At 63.7% G+C, this 15,019-nt stretch carries 12 protein-coding genes and 1 riboswitch; of the genes, 4 read left to right on the top strand and 8 right to left on the bottom strand.

Annotated elements, in window-relative coordinates:
• Positions 1-8: 8 nt before the first annotated feature.
• The 8 genes from purF to ACYQ3S_RS09790 all read right to left on the bottom strand — a co-directional run bounded on the left by purF (position 9) and on the right by ACYQ3S_RS09790 (position 8,497).
• On the bottom strand, positions 9-1,373 hold the full coding sequence (purF, locus tag ACYQ3S_RS09825) for an amidophosphoribosyltransferase (protein ID WP_459688818.1): 1,365 nt from the start codon (positions 1,371-1,373) through the stop codon (positions 9-11).
• Between the two features lie 52 nt (positions 1,374-1,425).
• Positions 1,426-1,998, bottom strand: a complete 573-nt coding sequence (locus tag ACYQ3S_RS09820; protein ID WP_459688817.1) for an ANTAR domain-containing response regulator — start codon at positions 1,996-1,998, stop codon at positions 1,426-1,428.
• Positions 1,999-2,049: 51 nt separating this feature from the next.
• Positions 2,050-3,369, bottom strand: coding sequence for a glutamine synthetase family protein (locus tag ACYQ3S_RS09815; protein WP_459688816.1), 1,320 nt, complete (start codon positions 3,367-3,369; stop codon positions 2,050-2,052).
• A gap of 46 nt (positions 3,370-3,415) precedes the next feature.
• A complete protein-coding gene (locus tag ACYQ3S_RS09810) occupies positions 3,416-4,144 on the bottom strand; it encodes a GltB/FmdC/FwdC-like GXGXG domain-containing protein (protein WP_459688815.1) in 729 nt (242 codons plus the stop codon).
• Positions 4,141-5,382: an NAD(P)/FAD-dependent oxidoreductase gene (locus ACYQ3S_RS09805; protein ID WP_459688813.1), complete on the bottom strand. Its 1,242-nt coding sequence runs from the start codon at positions 5,380-5,382 to the stop codon at positions 4,141-4,143. Before ACYQ3S_RS09805 ends, ACYQ3S_RS09810 begins: the two co-directional genes overlap by 4 nt.
• A gap of 5 nt (positions 5,383-5,387) precedes the next feature.
• Positions 5,388-5,816: a 4Fe-4S dicluster domain-containing protein gene (locus tag ACYQ3S_RS09800; protein ID WP_459688811.1), complete on the bottom strand. Its 429-nt coding sequence runs from the start codon at positions 5,814-5,816 to the stop codon at positions 5,388-5,390.
• Between the two features lie 78 nt (positions 5,817-5,894).
• Entirely contained in the window at positions 5,895-7,400 is a 1,506-nt protein-coding gene (locus ACYQ3S_RS09795) for a glutamate synthase-related protein (protein WP_459688809.1), read from the bottom strand.
• Entirely contained in the window at positions 7,400-8,497 is a 1,098-nt protein-coding gene (locus ACYQ3S_RS09790) for a class II glutamine amidotransferase (RefSeq protein ID WP_459688808.1), read from the bottom strand. Before ACYQ3S_RS09790 ends, ACYQ3S_RS09795 begins: the two co-directional genes overlap by 1 nt.
• Positions 8,498-8,890: 393 nt before the next feature.
• Here ACYQ3S_RS09790 and ACYQ3S_RS09785 point away from each other — a divergent pair, with 393 nt between their 5' ends.
• From ACYQ3S_RS09785 to ACYQ3S_RS09770, 4 genes are all read left to right on the top strand, one after another.
• Complete coding sequence (locus ACYQ3S_RS09785) at positions 8,891-10,978, top strand: glutamine synthetase III family protein (protein ID WP_459688807.1); 2,088 nt, start codon at positions 8,891-8,893, stop codon at positions 10,976-10,978.
• A 138-nt stretch (positions 10,979-11,116) separates the two neighbouring features.
• Positions 11,117-12,850, top strand: a complete 1,734-nt coding sequence (locus ACYQ3S_RS09780; protein WP_459688805.1) for an ammonium transporter — start codon at positions 11,117-11,119, stop codon at positions 12,848-12,850.
• Positions 12,851-13,004: 154 nt separating this feature from the next.
• A riboswitch (FMN riboswitch) is annotated at positions 13,005-13,132 on the top strand.
• A 155-nt stretch (positions 13,133-13,287) separates the two neighbouring features.
• Positions 13,288-14,385 carry a bifunctional diaminohydroxyphosphoribosylaminopyrimidine deaminase/5-amino-6-(5-phosphoribosylamino)uracil reductase RibD gene (ribD, locus tag ACYQ3S_RS09775; protein ID WP_459688803.1) on the top strand — a complete coding sequence of 366 codons (1,098 nt, stop codon included), beginning with the start codon at positions 13,288-13,290 and terminating at the stop codon, positions 14,383-14,385.
• On the top strand, positions 14,367-15,008 hold the full coding sequence (locus ACYQ3S_RS09770; RefSeq protein WP_459688801.1) for a riboflavin synthase: 642 nt from the start codon (positions 14,367-14,369) through the stop codon (positions 15,006-15,008). Before ribD ends, ACYQ3S_RS09770 begins: the two co-directional genes overlap by 19 nt.
• The last annotated feature ends 11 nt before the right edge of the window (positions 15,009-15,019 follow it).

The raw sequence follows: 15,019 nt of genomic DNA, 5'->3' as shown, positions 1-15,019 counted from the left end.
GACTTTTTTTACACGCTGATGGGGTATTTGCCGGTGAAGCAGCCGTCGCAGAAGCCGCAGGCGGCTTCCGGCGCGATCTGGTGCAGCGCGTCCAGGCTGAGAAAGCCCAGGCTGTCCGCGCCGATCAGCGCGCGGATTTCCTCCACCGAGTACCGGCAGGCGATCAGGTTGTCCTTGTCCGGAATGTCCGTGCCGAAATAGCAGGGGGAGACAAACGGCGGAGCCGAGGAGCGCATATGCACTTCAGCCGCGCCCGCCTCTCGCAGCAGGGATACAATCTGCCGCGAGGTCGTGCCGCGTACGATCGAGTCGTCGATCATGACCACGCGCCTGCCCTGCACGCAGCTCCGCAGCGCGCCGAGCTTGATGCGCACCGCCTGCTCGCGGCTTTGCTGGCCGGGGGTGATAAACGTGCGGCCCACATAGCGGTTTTTGACCAGGCCCGTGCCGTAAGGGATGCCGGATTCCTCGGCGTAGCCCATCGCGGCGTCCAGACCGGAATCCGGCACGCCGATCACAACGTCGGCCGCGACCGGATATTCCCGCGCGAGGAACCTGCCGGCGTTGCGGCGCGCCTCGTGGACGGACTGCCCGCAGATCACCGAGTCCGGACGGGCAAAATAGATATATTCGAAAATGCACATGTGGCTGGATGCGTTTTCACAGTTTTCGCGGATGGAGCGCACCCCGCCGTTTTCCACAACCACGATCTCGCCCGGGTCGAGCTCTCGCTCAAACGCCGCGCCCACCGCGCTCAGCGCGCAGGTTTCCGAGGCGAAAACCACAGCGTCCCCGCGCCGCCCCATGCAGAGCGGGCGGAAGCCCCAGGGATCGCGCGCGGCGATCAGCTTCTGCGGCGACATGACGATCAGGGAATACGCGCCGCGCAGGTCGCGGAGCGCCTGGCAGACCGCTTCCTCGACCGAGCGGCAGCGCAGCCGCTCCTGCGCGATGGCGTAGGCGATCAGCTCGGAATCCGTGGTGGTCTGGAAGATGGCGCCGCGGTATTCAAAGGCAGTGCGCAGCTCGGCCGTACCCGCGAGGTTGCCGTTATGCGCCACCGCAAGCGTTCCTTTCACATATTTGATGGTCAGCGGCTGCGCGTTTTCGCGGCGCGTGCCGCCAGTGGTGGAATAGCGGACATGGCCGACCGCCATGGTGCCGCCGAGCCGGTCGAGCGCATCCGCGCTGAATACCTCGCCGACCAGGCCGACGTCCTTATGGAAGGAAAGCTCGCGGTCGTTCATCGTCGCGATGCCGCAGGCCTCCTGGCCGCGGTGCTGCAGGGCGTACAGGCCATAGTACGTCGTGCGGGCGCAGTCGCCGTGCGGGTCGTAGACGCCGAACACGCCGCATTCTTCATGGATTGACACGAAAAAACTCCTCCGATTCGCTTGAGATAGCCAGCGCGGGCGCAAAAACCGCTTAAAACTGGTCCAGACCGAGGATCTCCTCCGCGACCTGCCGCTTGCTTTTGCGGCCGTTCATGGCCTGTTGCTCGATATAGGCATGCGCCTCCGGCTCGGTCATGCCGCGCAGCTCGATCAGAATACATTTTGCGCGGTCTACCAGGCGGATATCCTGGATGCGGCTTTGCAGGCGCTGGTTTTCTTTCTGCAGCCCGTCCAGACGCGCATGCACGGCGCGGACCATGCGCAGCGCCTGAAAAAACAGAGGCCGGCTGAGCGGCTTGGGCAGGACGAACACGCCGTCCGTCTCCACCAGCTCGGAAACGGCGTCCGACTGCTCGGCTTTGACAAGCAGAAGCACGCCGGCGGCTGTTTCGTGCGCGGCAGCCTGCGCCAGCTCGTGGCCGAACTCGTCGGGCAGGGGCGTATTGATAAGAACGATGTCGAATATCCCGTCCAGCAGGGCGCGCCTTGCCTCCGCGCCGGAGGCGGCGGGAACGGTCTGCGCCTGCATGCCGCAGAAGGACAGGAACTGCGCGAGCGTGGCCTGGGACTTCTGCGTGGAGGATATGAGCAGGATGCGCTCCAAGGCGGGCCTCCCCCTTTCCGTCAAATTGCGCGGGCGGCAAGCGCCCTGCGGTCAATAGCGCGCAAAATACAGCTCATGCTCGGCGGCGGGGCGGTTGCGGGCGGCGGCGATGCGGTCGTGCTCAGCCTGCTTCGCGCTGAAAAAGCCCTCCAGCGTGCGCGCCGCCAGATGCGCGCCGATAAAGCGGCTCTGCTGTGCCAGCCGGATCGCCTCGCACAGCGAAGCGGGTACCGCGTCGTAGCGGGACACGACCTCGGCTGGTGCGGTGAACAGGTTGACGTCGCAGGCGGGACCCAGCGGCAGCTTTTGCTCGATCCCGTCCAGACCGGCGTGGATGAGCAGGGCAAACACGATATACGGGTTGATGCAGCCGTCGAGCGCGCGGATCTTCATCCGGTTGGGGGTGTCGCCGTGCGCCAGCGGGATGCTGATGAGCGGGCAGCGGTTCTGGTGCGACCAGGTGATATACTTGGGCGCTTCAAACTCGCCCAGACGGGCGTAGGAATTGGTCAGCGGGTTGCCGAAAACGGTCAACTCCGCGCTGCGGCGCAGGATGCCCGCCACAAAGCTGCGCCCCTCGTCCGCCTGATCGAACCGCGGGTGGAACAGGTTGCGGCCATCCTTGCAGACCGTTATGCTCAGGTGCAGGCCGTTGCCCGGCGCGTCGGGCAGCGGCTTGGGCAGGAAGGAGGCGAACAGGCCGCTGGACGCGGCCATGGATTTGACCACCCATTTGAAGGTGACGAAATTGTCCGCCGCTTCGAGCGCGTCCGCGTAGCGGAAGTCGATTTCGTGCTGGCCCGGCCCCTGCTCATGGTGCGAGGACTCGGGCTGGATGCCCATTTCCTCGAGCGTCAGGCAGATCTGGCGGCGCACGTTTTCGCCCTTGTCGAGCGGCGCGACGTCAAAATATTCCCCGTGGTCATGCGGGAGCGAGGTCGGGGCGCCGGTCTCGTCCAGCTCGAACAGGTAAAACTCGCTCGCGGTACCCATGGTGATCGAGTAGCCCGCGCGCCGCGCGCGCTGGCAGGCGGCGCGCAGGATATTCCGCCCGTCCCCCTCGAACGGCCGCCCGTCCGGATACTTGATATCGCAGTAGAAACGCACGACGCGGCCCTGCGACGGGCGCCACGGCAGGATGGACAGGGTGGACGGGTCGGGGAAGAGCAGCAGGTCGCTGTCCTCCACGTTGAGGAAGCCGCGCAGCGCGGAGGCGTTGAAGTGGATGCCGTGCGCAAAGGCGCGCGGCAGCTCGGACGGCATGATAGCGATATTTTTCTGGTTGCCGAAAATATCGCAAAAGGCGAGCCGGATGAATTTGACATCATTTTCTGCTATAAATTGTACGACTTCGCTGACGGTGGTATCCATAAAGCCGCGCTCCTCTCTGAAAATCACAATATCCCGCGTCGGTCGTTCAGCTTTCATATGTGTAAAGCTGATGGTAGCCCGCTTCCGGATTGGGCGAAAGCACATAATATTTCTGAGCCTTGAGCGCGGCGGCGTCGCCGCCGAACAGCCGGCAGAAATCATCGATATAAGGGGCGAAGGACGCAGCCTCCTGCGGAGAAGCCTCGCTGACCAGCACCTGCCGGGGCAGGCCTGCGGGCGCCTGATCACATCTTAGCACAATTTTGCCGCCGTGCATACCGGTGCCGCAGAAATTTCCCGCCGGATACGCGCCGTCCTGCCCGATGCCGAGCACCAGGATGAGGCCGCCCGCCTGGTATTCGCCCAAAAACGAGCCGGCCCGACCGCCGATGACGACCACCGGAAAGTGGTCCTGGTAGGCCTTCATATGAATGCCGCCGCGGTAGCCGCAGTCGCCCTGAATGAAGATGCGCCCGCCGCGCATGCCGTAACCGCAGGCGTCGCCCGCGCTGCCATGGATGATGATGTCGCCGTCGTTCATGGTGTCGCCAACCGCCTCCTGCGCGTTGCCGAACACCTCGATGGTCGAGCCGTTGAGGTACTGGCCCAGGCCGTTGCCCGGCGTGCCGTGAATGGTCAGGGCCTTGCCGGACGAGCCGCAGCCCAGGTAGCGCTGCCCGACCGCGTTTTCGATGGTGATTTCGGTATCGTCAATCTGACGGAGCTGCTCGTTGAGCTGCTTATAATAGGTGAGGTTTGCCTGTACTGTGGTCATCCGTGTGCGCCTCCTAACTTTTTCGCGCGCTCGGCGCGGGAGAATGCCATCAGCTGCGGCTTCTCGCGGATTAAATCAAAGTCAATGGTGTCCAGCGGGGTCTGCTCGCGGATGAGCGAGGTGTAGATGCCCGCGCGGTCCACATCCCCGATGAGGATGAACCCGACCAGGCGGTTGTCGCGTGTGACGAGCAGCTTGTAGTGCTCCTCATCCTGCTCCAGGTAGGTCTCGCCGTCGTACGAGCCTGCGGTTATCATATGCAGCCCGAGGAAACCCGATGCATTCATCGGGATGGCCTTGTCAAAGCAGGCGCTGCCGCCCGCCATGGTCTTGCCCGCGGTCTCGCCCTGCATATAGGCGTTGGGCAGGATGGCGAGGATGCGGTCGGTTTCGGCCGCGATATCGTGCGAGACCGTGCAGTCGCCCGCGGCGTAGATGTCGGGCACGGTCGTGGCCGAATGCTCGTCAATTAAGATGCCGCGCTCGACCGCGCAGCCCGCTTCGGCGGCCAGCTCGGTGTTCGGCCGCACGCCGACCGCGACCACCAGCACGTCAAAGTCAACCGTCCCGCCGCTCTTGAGGTGGGCCGACTGCGGCTCAAACCGCGCGACCGAGTCGCCCAGCAGGAAGCGCACGCCCTTGCCCTCCAGGTGCTTCTGGATGATGGCGGCCGGCGCTTCGGTGAGCACGTTGGGCAGGATGCGCGGGGCCAGGTCGATGACGGTCAGCTCGGATACGCGCTGCTGGATGCCCTCGGCGCATTTCAGGCCGATGAGACCCGCGCCGACGATGAGCACGCGCTTGTCGTTCCCTGCGCCCAGCATGGCGTCCAGCCGCTTGGCATCGTCCAGCGTCATAAAGCTGGTCTTGTTTTCCACCGTGTCCAGCCCCTCCATGGGCGGCACAAACGGCCGCGAGCCGGTACAGATGCACAGCTTGTCATAGGGGACGGCCGCGCCGTCCTCGAGCACGACCGTTTTCGCGGCCGCGTCCACCTTGGCCGCGCGGCGGCCGAGCAGGGTGGTCACGCCGTTTTTCTCGTAAAAGTCCGCGGGACGGTACCGCAGCATTTTCTCCTCCGTGGTCTTGCCGAGCAGCAGGTAGGAGATAAGCGGCCGGCCGTATACCGGATACGGCTCGTCCGAAATGACCGTGATGGGGCCGGTTTGGTCGACCGCGCGGATGCCCTCGATCGTGCCGACCGCGGCGGTGCCGTTACCGATGATGACATAATTCATAGCGTTCACCTCTCCTCGTATACGATGGCCTTGTTCGGGCAGCCCTGCACGCACATCGGCTGGCCGAACGCATTCTTGGCGCACAGCTCGCATTTTTGGATCGCGCCCTCATTCGAGGTGGACAGCGCGCCATAGGGGCAGGACAGGATGCAGGTGTAGCAGCCGACGCACTTGTCCGAATCGATCTGCACGGCCCCGTCCACGATAGTCAGCGCGCCCGAGATGCAGCCCTTGACGCACAAAGGGTCGGTGCAGTGGCGGCAGCTCACCGCAAAGGAGATGTTGTCGCGCTCCTCGATGCGGATGCGGGGCGCGATTTTGTGGTCCTTGAGCGCCTTGACCATCGAGGACTTGCCCGAGTTGGCGAACGCGCAGTAATATTCGCATAAATGGCACCCCAGGCACCATTTTTCATTGACATAGACTCGTTTCATCTGATGAATCCAAACCTTTCTTATCCGGAAGTGGGCTGACGCAGCCCTTTCGCGCGTCAGCGCGCATCAAATCAAAGATCATTCGCCCGCGTGCTTGATGCCGAGGATAGCGAGCTCGCGGTCGCTCAGGCCGATGCCGCGCAGCATCAGGCGGTTGCCGCGCAGGGCCTCGATCGAGTTGATGCCCATGCCGCCCATCATTTCCTTGAGCTCATGGTCCCAGGCGGTGACCAGGTTGACCAGCCGCTGCGAGCCGATGTCCGGATTCAGGCGCTTGACCAGCTCGGGCCGCTGGGTCGCGATGCCCCAGTTGCACTTGCCGGTCTGGCAGGTGCGGCACAGATGGCAGCCGAGCGCGAGCAGCGCGCTGGTCGCGATGTAGCACGCGTCCGCGCCGAGCGCAATGGCCTTCAAAAGGTCGGCCGCGTTGCGGATGGAGCCGCCGACCACGACCGAAACCTGGTCGCGGATGCCCTCGTCGCGCAGACGCTGGTCAACCGCCGCGAGCGCCAGCTCAATGGGGATGCCGACGTTGTCGCGGATGCGGGTCGGGGCCGCGCCCGTGCCGCCGCGGTAGCCGTCGATGCAGATGATGTCCGCGCCCGAGCGCGCCACGCCCGAGGCGATGGCCGCCACGTTATGTACGGCCGCAATCTTGACCAGCACCGGCTTTTTGTACTCGGTTGCTTCCTTGAGCGAAAAGACCAGCTGGCGCAGGTCCTCGATGGAGTAGATGTCGTGGTGCGGAGCCGGGGAAATGGCGTCCGTGCCCTCGGGGATCATGCGGGTGCGGGAGATGTCCGGACCGACCTTGTGGCCGGGCAGATGGCCGCCGATGCCGGGCTTTGCGCCCTGCCCCATCTTGATTTCGATGGCCGCGCCCGCCTCCAGATAGTCCTTATGTACGCCGAAGCGGCCGGACGCGACCTGCACGATGGTGTGCGGGCCGTACTGGTAGAAGTCCTGGTGCAGGCCGCCCTCGCCGGTGTTGTAGTAGGTGCCGAGCTCGCAGGCCGCGCGGGCGAGCGACTCGTGCGCGTTGTAGGAGATCGAGCCGTAGCTCATGGCCGAGAACATGACCGGCACGCGCAGCTCGAGCTGGGGCGACAGGTTGGGTATCAGGTTGCCGTCCGCGTCGCGCTCGATTTTGCCCGGCTTTTTGCCGAGGAAGGTCCGCGTCTCCATGGGCTCGCGCAGCGGGTCGATGGAGGGGTTGGTGACCTGGGAGGCGTTGATGAGGATTTTATCCCAGTAGATGGGGTACGGCTCCGGATTGCCCATGGAGGAGAGCAGCACGCCGCCCGTGCCGGCCTGACGGTAGACCTCGGAGATGGCCTTGCCCGTCCAGTTGGCGTTTTCCTTAAAGGTATGGTCGGTCTTGACAATCTTCAGCGCGCGCGTCGGGCAGAGGGAGACGCAGCGGTGGCAGGCGACGCACTTGGACTCGTCGACCATCATCTTCTGGAATTCAGGGTCGTAGAAATGCACCTCGTTGGCGCACTGCCGCTCGCACGCGCGGCAGGCGATGCAGCGGTCGTAATTGCGCACGACCTCATACTGCGGATACAAAAAGTCGATAGCCATTATTGCTTTCCTCCATCATGCAGATTGACGATCACGGGCTCGCCGCCGCGCGGCGCCCAGATGCGGTCGAGCGTGGGCTCGATGGCGCGGATAGCGCATTCCTCGGACGCGATGTACACCGTGTCGCCCTTTTCGCCCACGACCATCGAGCGCAGCTTCAGCCGGTCGTTGAGGGCCATCAGGCCGCCCGTGTAGCCGACCAGGATGGAAAACGGTCCGGTCACCAGCAGGGAGGCAAAGGCGTTGCGCAGGTAGGTCAGGCGCTCGCGCTCGGCCGGCTCCTGCTTCTCAATGGTGGACCAGAAGGGCGCGGCGATGACGTTTGCAATCTCGCGGTAGGTCAGGCCGAGCTTGCGGCCCAGGTAGTCGACAATATAAGTAATGACCTCGGTGTCGGTCAGCAGGTCGCACGAGTAGCCGAACATCTCAATAAAACGGCGGTTGGCGTCGTACGAAGAGATTTCGCCGTTGTGGACCACGGTCGTGTCCAGCAGGGCGAAGGGGTGCGCGCCGCCCCACCAGCCGGGGGTGTTGGTCGGATAGCGGCCGTGGCAGGTCCAGGAGTAAGCCTCGTAATTCTCCAGCATATAGTATTCGCCCACGTCCTCCGGAAAGCCGCTGGCCTTGAACACGCCCATGTTTTTGCCCGAGGAGAAAATATACGCGCCCTCCAGCGTGTGATTGATGCGGATGACAAAACGGGAGGTGAATTCGCGTTCGTCCAGCTGGCTGGAGGTGAGCTTGGTGTGCAGCGGGGTGACAAAGTAGCGCCAGATCATGGGTTCGTCCGTGATGCGCGGGTGGCGGCGCGTGGGGATTTTGGACAGGTCGACGATGTCGAAATGGTGTTCGATTTCCTTTTCGCAGGCGGCCTTGGCCTCCGGTGTGTCATAAAATACATGGAACGCATAGTAGTCCGCGTACTCGGGGTAAATGCCGTAGCCCGCGAAGCCGCCGCCCAGTCCGTTCGAGCGGTCGTGCATGGGGCGGATGGAGGCGATGATGCGCTCCCCGTTTTCCCGCGTCCCGTCCTTGTGGAAGATACCGGAGATCGCGCACCCGGCCGGGATGCGGACCTGACCTTCTTTTTGCAGCATTGGTGTTTCCTCCTTATGTTGCCCGGCGCGCCGGGTTCGCTTTCCAGAAAGGGATAAAAAGAAAAGCGCCCGCCGCAAACGAGCAGAATTGCTCCTTTGCAGCGGACGCCGTTGTCCGTTCTTTTATTGTAGAACAGGCGCGCGCAAACGTCAAGCGGGTTTGAAGGAAAATGCGGATTTTTTGCACTTTGCCCAGAATGGGAGGGGATGGACGGGACTAAACCGGCAGATTGCAACAAAAACAGGCGGACGAGCAAAAAATCCGGCCGAAGGGGGTTGACAAACCGCGGCGGGGCGCGTATACTGCGCTTGTAAGCAGCAAAGGCGCTGTGGGAATGACACCCACGGCGCTTTTTTTGTTGCCATTTGACAGACGGTAAGGAGCGAATCGATATGAATACGGCGAAAAATGTGCCGGAGCTGTTCGGCAGCATGGTCTTTAACGAGACTGTGATGCGGGAGCGTCTTCCCAAGGACGTATACAAAAAGCTGAAGCAGACCATGCGCGAGGGTACGGCGATCGATGCGGAGGTCGCGCCGGTCGTGGCGACCGCGATGAAGGACTGGGCGCTCTCCAAGGGCGCAACGCATTATACGCACTGGTTCCAGCCGCTGACCGGTATCACGGCTGAAAAGCACGACTCGTTCATTTCCCCGACGGACGACGGCGGGGTCGTGATGGAGTTTTCCGGCAAGGAGCTCATCCGCGGCGAACCGGACGCGTCCTCGTTCCCCTCCGGCGGCCTGCGCGCGACCTTCGAGGCGCGTGGCTACACGGCCTGGGACCCGACCAGCTACGCCTTCGTCAAGGACGGCACCCTGTACATCCCCACCGCGTTCTGCTCCTATACGGGCGAAATCCTGGACAAAAAGACCCCGCTGCTGCGCTCGATGGACGCGCTCAGCACGCAGGCCTGCCGCGTGCTCAAACTGTTCGGCAAGGACGTCAAGCGCGTGACCACCACGGTCGGGCCGGAGCAGGAATACTTCCTGATCGACAAGGCGGACTATGCCAAGCGCAAGGACCTGATCTTCACCGGCCGCACGCTGTTCGGCGCCATGCCGCCCAAGGGACAGGAGATGGAGGATCACTACTTCGGCTCCATCCGTCCGCGCGTGGCGGCGTTCATGCAGGAACTGGACGAGGAGCTGTGGAAGCTTGGTATTTTTGCCAAGACCAAGCACAACGAGGTCGCACCCTGCCAGCATGAGATGGCGCCGGTGTTCACCACGACCAACATCGCCACCGACCACAACCAGCTCACCATGGAGGTCATGCGGCGCGTAGCGGAAAGGCACGGCTTCGTCTGCCTGCTCAACGAAAAGCCGTTCGAGGGCGTCAACGGCTCGGGCAAGCACAACAACTGGTCGATCTCGACCGACACGGGTGAGAACCTGCTCGAACCCGGCAAGGCGCCAAGCGGCAATCTGCAGTTTTTGCTTTTCCTGACCGCGGTTATCAAGGCCGTGGACGAATATCAGGACCTGCTGCGCATCTCGGTCGCCTCCGCGGGCAACGACCACCGTCTGGGCGCGAACGAGGCCCCGCCGGCGATCATCTCCATGTTTATCGGCGACGAGCTGCAGGCGATTCTGGACGCGGTCGAGGCCGGACGGGATTACACGGATATGGCCAAGACCAAGATGGATCTGGGCGTGTCCGCGCTGCCGGACATCCAGAAGGACACGACCGACCGCAACCGCACCTCGCCCTTTGCTTTCACAGGCAACAAGTTCGAGTTCCGCATGCTGGGCTCCTCGCTCAACATCGCCTGCCCGAACATCATGCTCAACACCGCGGTCGCGGAGGAGCTGCGCCAGTTCGCGGATGAGCTGGACGGCGCGGCGGACTTCCAGGCGGCGCTCACCGCGCTGCTGCGGCGCGAGATCAAGGCGCACAAGCGCATCATCTTCAACGGCAACGGCTACGACGAAAGCTGGGTCGCGGAAGCGGAAAAGCGCGGTCTGCTCAACCTCAAGTCCACGGATGCGGCGCTGCCGCACTACACGGATGAAAAGAACATCCGTCTGTTTGAGACGCACGGCGTGTACACCAAGCTGGAAATGGAGTCCCGCGAGGAGGCCGTGATCGAGGAGTATTACAAGACCCTGCACATCGAGGCGCTCACCATGCGCGACATGGCGCGCCGCGAGATCCTGCCCGCCTGCCTGTCGTTCGAACGCACGGTGGCGGACGGCGCACTGGCCAAGAAGCAGCTCGGCCTTGCGGGCGGCGCGGAAACCCGCCTGCTGACGCAGGTATCCGCCCTGAACGACGCGCTCGAGCGCGCGGTATCCACGCTGGAGGAGGCTGTGGAGGCCGCGCCGAAGGCGGACGCGGAAACGCTCGCGCATTACTACCACGATGAGGTGATCCCGTGCATGGACGCCGTGCGCAAGCCGGCCGACGCGCTGGAACGGATGGTGGGAAAGGAGTACTGGCCGTTCCCGACCTACGCGGATATCCTGTTTTATACCTGAATGACGCGGCCCGACAGCCTTGGGGCAAAGGGCGCGGCAAAGCAATTTTCGTGTGTAAAAAATTATCATACACAACGGCGTGTATTTCCGGCCTTGCGGCCGGAGATACACGCCAAATTTTTTAGGAGGGATTTTCTCATGCAAGACCTTGTAAACCTTGCCGCCTCGATGGATACTGGATGGACGCTGGTCGGCGCCGCGCTGGTGTTCTTCATGCAGGCGGGCTTCGCGATGGTGGAGACCGGCTTTACCCGGGCCAAGAACGCGGGCAACATCATCATGAAAAACCTGATGGACTTTTCACTCGGCACGCCGATCTTCTGGCTGGTCGGCTTCGGCATCATGTTCGGTTCGATGAACGGTGTGTTCGGCGGCTTTGACTTCTTGGCGGACGGCGTGGTCGGCGAGGGCTACGACTGGACGACGCTGATCTTCCAGACCGTGTTCTGTGCCACCGCCGCGACCATCGTGTCCGGCTCCATGGCCGAGCGCACCAAGTTCTCAGCCTACTGCATCTATTCCATGGTCATCTCGGCGGTGATCTACCCGATCTCCGGCCACTGGATCTGGGGCGGCGGCTGGCTCGCCGAGCTTGGCTTCCATGACTTCGCCGGCTCGACCGCGGTACACATGGTCGGCGGCGTAGCGGCGTTTGTTGGCGCGGCCATCCTCGGCCCGCGTATCGGCAAGTACACCAAGGACGGCAAGGCGCGCGCGATCCCCGGCCACTCGCTGACCCTGGGCGCGCTGGGCGTGTTCATCCTGTGGTTCTGCTGGTTCGGCTTCAACGGCGGCTCGACCGTCGCGCTGTCGAACGGCGCGGCCGAAACCGCGGCGCGCGTGTTCGTCACCACCAACATGGCGGCGGCGGTTGCGACGGTCACGGTTATGTGCGTGACCTGGGTGCGCTACAAGAAGCCGGACGTATCCATGACGCTCAACGGCTCGCTGGCCGGCCTGGTGGCCATTACGGCGGGCTGCGACACGGTAACGCCCTTCGGCGCAGCCATCATCGGCATCATCGCGGGCTTTGTGGTGGTGTTCGGCATTGAATTCATCGACCAGAAGCTCAAGGTGGACGATCCGGTCGGCGCGGTCGGCGTACATGGCCTGTGCGGCGCGACCGGCACGCTGATGGTCGGCCTGTTCGGCTACTACGCCTACGGCACGAACGACGTGGCGCCGGTTGGCCTGTTCTACGGCGGCGGCTGGCACGCGCTGGGTATCCAGGCACTCGGCATGGTCGTGGTGATCGCGTGGGTCGCGGTCACGATGACCGTGGTGTTCCAGATCATCAAGCACACGGTCGGCCTGCGCGTTTCCGAGGCCGAGGAGATCATGGGCCTTGACAAGCCCGAGCACGGCCTGCCCTCCGCCTATGCGGACTTTATGCCGGTGATCCCGTCTGTGCTGGGTACCAAGGCGGCGCAGGCCGCCGCAGGGGAAGCGGCCGCGGCCGCGCCCGCCCAGGCGGTGCCGGTCACTAAGATCACGTCCGAAGCGTCCAGCGGCGGACACAAGCTGAGCAAGGTGGTCATCCTTGCCAAGCAGTCCAAATTCGAGGTGCTGAAAAACGCGATGAACGAGATCGGTATTGCGGGCATGACCGTGACCAACGTGGTCGGCTGCGGCACGCAGAAGGGCGCGCCCGAGTACTACCGCGGCGCGGAGGTAGACGTGACGCTGCTGCCCAAGATCAAGATGGAGATTGTAGTGTCCAAGGTGCCGGTCGAGACCGTGATCGAAACGGCCAAGAAGGTGCTGTACACCGGCCACATCGGCGACGGCAAAATCTTTGTGTACGATGTGGAAAACGCGGTCAAGGTGCGCACGGGCGCAGAGGGTTACGACGCGCTGCAGTACGACGACTGACCGAGGAAAACAAGCCGGAACAGCGGGACAGGGCGGCAGCCCTGTCCCGCTTTCTGCAGAAAGCGGAGGCCGGACGAAAATTTATGCTTGCATTTTGCGGGGAAGGGTGTATACTGAAAGAGCAGAAAGCTTTCTGCAGGAAAACCGAATAAACAGATTTCTTCAGGGCAGGGTGCAATTCCCTACCGGCGGTACAGCCCGCGAGCGGACGCCTTTCCGGCGGAAGCATGACTCGGTGGAACTCCGAGGCCGACAGTATAGTCTGGATGAAAGAAGAAAAGTGTGAAAGCAAAAGGGGACGCCCCCTTTGTTTGATTCGCTTGTTTGCTGTCCTGAAACGCCGCGCGGCGTTTCAGGATTTTTTGTTTGGCGGCGCGCTATATATGTCCCGGAAGTCTGCGGCTTTCGGGACATTTTTTATTGGGAGATGATGCCGTTTGCAAGAGGAACTGCTGATGCGCAGGGCGCTCGAGCTGGCGCGGCGCGGCGCGGGACGGGTCAGCCCGAATCCGATGGTGGGCTGTGTGATCGCCCGCGGCGGGCGCGTGATCGGCGAGGGCTGGCATGAGGCGTGCGGCGGGCCGCATGCGGAACGCAACGCGCTGGCCGCCTGCACGGAGGACCCCGCGGGCGCGACGCTGTACGTTACGCTGGAGCCTTGCTGCCACTGGGGCCGCACGCCGCCCTGCACGGACGCGATTTTGGAGCGGGGCATCGCCCGCGTGGTGGTCGGATGCACGGACCCCAATCCGCTCGTCGGCGGGAAAGGGGTGCGCCTGCTGCGCGAGGCGGGCGTGGAGGTCGAGACCGGCGTGCTGGAACAGGAGTGCCGGCGGCTGAATGAGGTGTTTTTCCACTTTATCCAGCACCGGACGCCGTTTGTCGTGTATAAATACGCGATGACGCTGGACGGCAAGATCGCGTCCGCTTCGGGCGACAGCCGTTGGGTGAGCGGGGAGGCCGCGCGGCGCAGGGTGCATGAGGCGCGCGGGCAGCTTTCCGCAATCATGGTGGGCGTGGACACGGTGCTGGCGGACGATCCGCTGCTCACCTGCCGCATACCCGGCGGGCGTGATCCGCTGCGCATTGTGTGCGACAGTCGGGCGCGCACACCGCTGGACAGCCGCCTGATCCAAAGCGCGGGCGAGGTGCCGACCATAATCGCGGCAGCCGGCTGGAATGAGCGGGCCGCGGCGCTCGAAAAGGCGGGCGCGCAGATCCTGCTCTGCGGGGAGCGGGATGGACGGGTCGATCTGCGTGAGCTGATGCGGAAGCTCGGCGCGCGCGGCGTGGACAGCATCCTGCTGGAGGGCGGCCCGACGCTGGCGTTCGCCGCGTTGGAAGCTGGCATCGTCCGCAAGGTGCAGGCGTATATTGCGCCCAAGCTGCTCGGCGGCAGCGCGGCCAGGACGCCGGCCGGCGGGCAGGGGCTTGCGCGGATGGCCGATGCGTGGCGTCTGACCGATCTGACCGCCGAGCCGGTCGGAGAGGACTTTTTGTTGGAGGGATATCTGCCATGTTCACAGGACTTGTAGAGGAGGTCGGGCGCGTCGAACGCATCGCGCACGGCGCGCAGGGCGCGCGGCTGACGATTGCGGCCGACGCCGTGCTCGCGGGGACGCGGTGCGGCGACAGCATCGCGGTAAACGGCGTGTGCCTGACGGCCGCGGAGCTGGATGGGCGGACGTTTACCGCGGACGTAATGGCCGAAACCCTGCGCCGCTCCGGCCTGGGGGAGCTGCGCGCGGGCGCGCCGGTCAATCTGGAGCGCGCGATGCCCGCGGACGGGCGGTTCGGCGGACACATCGTGTCCGGACATATCGACGGCACGGGTACGGTCGCGTCGCTCCGGCGCGAGGATAACGCGGTCTGGCTGTCGGTCAAAACGCCCGCGGCCCTGCTGCGGTACATTGTGGAAAAAGGCTCGATTGCGATCGACGGCGTCAGCCTGACGGTCGCGCAGGTGGATGGACAGGGCTTTGCCGTGTCCATCATACCGCATACCGGCGCACAGACCATCCTGCTCGGCAAGCGGCCGGGCGAACGGGTGAATCTGGAATGCGATGTGATCGGCAAGTATGTGGAAAAGCTGCTTGCCCCGCATACCGCCCGGCAGACGGGCGTCACCATGGAATTTCTTAGTCAACACGGCTTTTAACAGAAAGAGGG

This window comes from Agathobaculum sp. TL06 (assembly GCF_054658635.1).
The sequence above is the reverse complement of the archived record's forward strand: the minus strand, read 5'-3'. Positions and strand labels throughout refer to the sequence as shown.

Bases quoted from the DNA above. Each gene is read 5' to 3' on its own strand.
- ACYQ3S_RS09805 (WP_459688813.1), bottom strand. From the start codon at position 5,382: ATGAATTATGTCATCATCGGTAACGGCACCGCCGCGGTCGGCACGATC.
- ACYQ3S_RS09815 (WP_459688816.1), bottom strand. From the start codon at position 3,369: ATGGATACCACCGTCAGCGAAGTCGTACAATTTATAGCAGAAAATGAT.
- ACYQ3S_RS09770 (WP_459688801.1), top strand. From the start codon at position 14,367: ATGTTCACAGGACTTGTAGAGGAGGTCGGGCGCGTCGAACGCATCGCG.
- ACYQ3S_RS09800 (WP_459688811.1), bottom strand. From the start codon at position 5,816: ATGAAACGAGTCTATGTCAATGAAAAATGGTGCCTGGGGTGCCATTTA.
- ACYQ3S_RS09790 (WP_459688808.1), bottom strand. From the start codon at position 8,497: ATGCTGCAAAAAGAAGGTCAGGTCCGCATCCCGGCCGGGTGCGCGATC.
- ACYQ3S_RS09785 (WP_459688807.1), top strand. From the start codon at position 8,891: ATGAATACGGCGAAAAATGTGCCGGAGCTGTTCGGCAGCATGGTCTTT.
- ACYQ3S_RS09780 (WP_459688805.1), top strand. From the start codon at position 11,117: ATGCAAGACCTTGTAAACCTTGCCGCCTCGATGGATACTGGATGGACG.
- ACYQ3S_RS09795 (WP_459688809.1), bottom strand. From the start codon at position 7,400: ATGGCTATCGACTTTTTGTATCCGCAGTATGAGGTCGTGCGCAATTAC.
- ACYQ3S_RS09810 (WP_459688815.1), bottom strand. From the start codon at position 4,144: ATGACCACAGTACAGGCAAACCTCACCTATTATAAGCAGCTCAACGAG.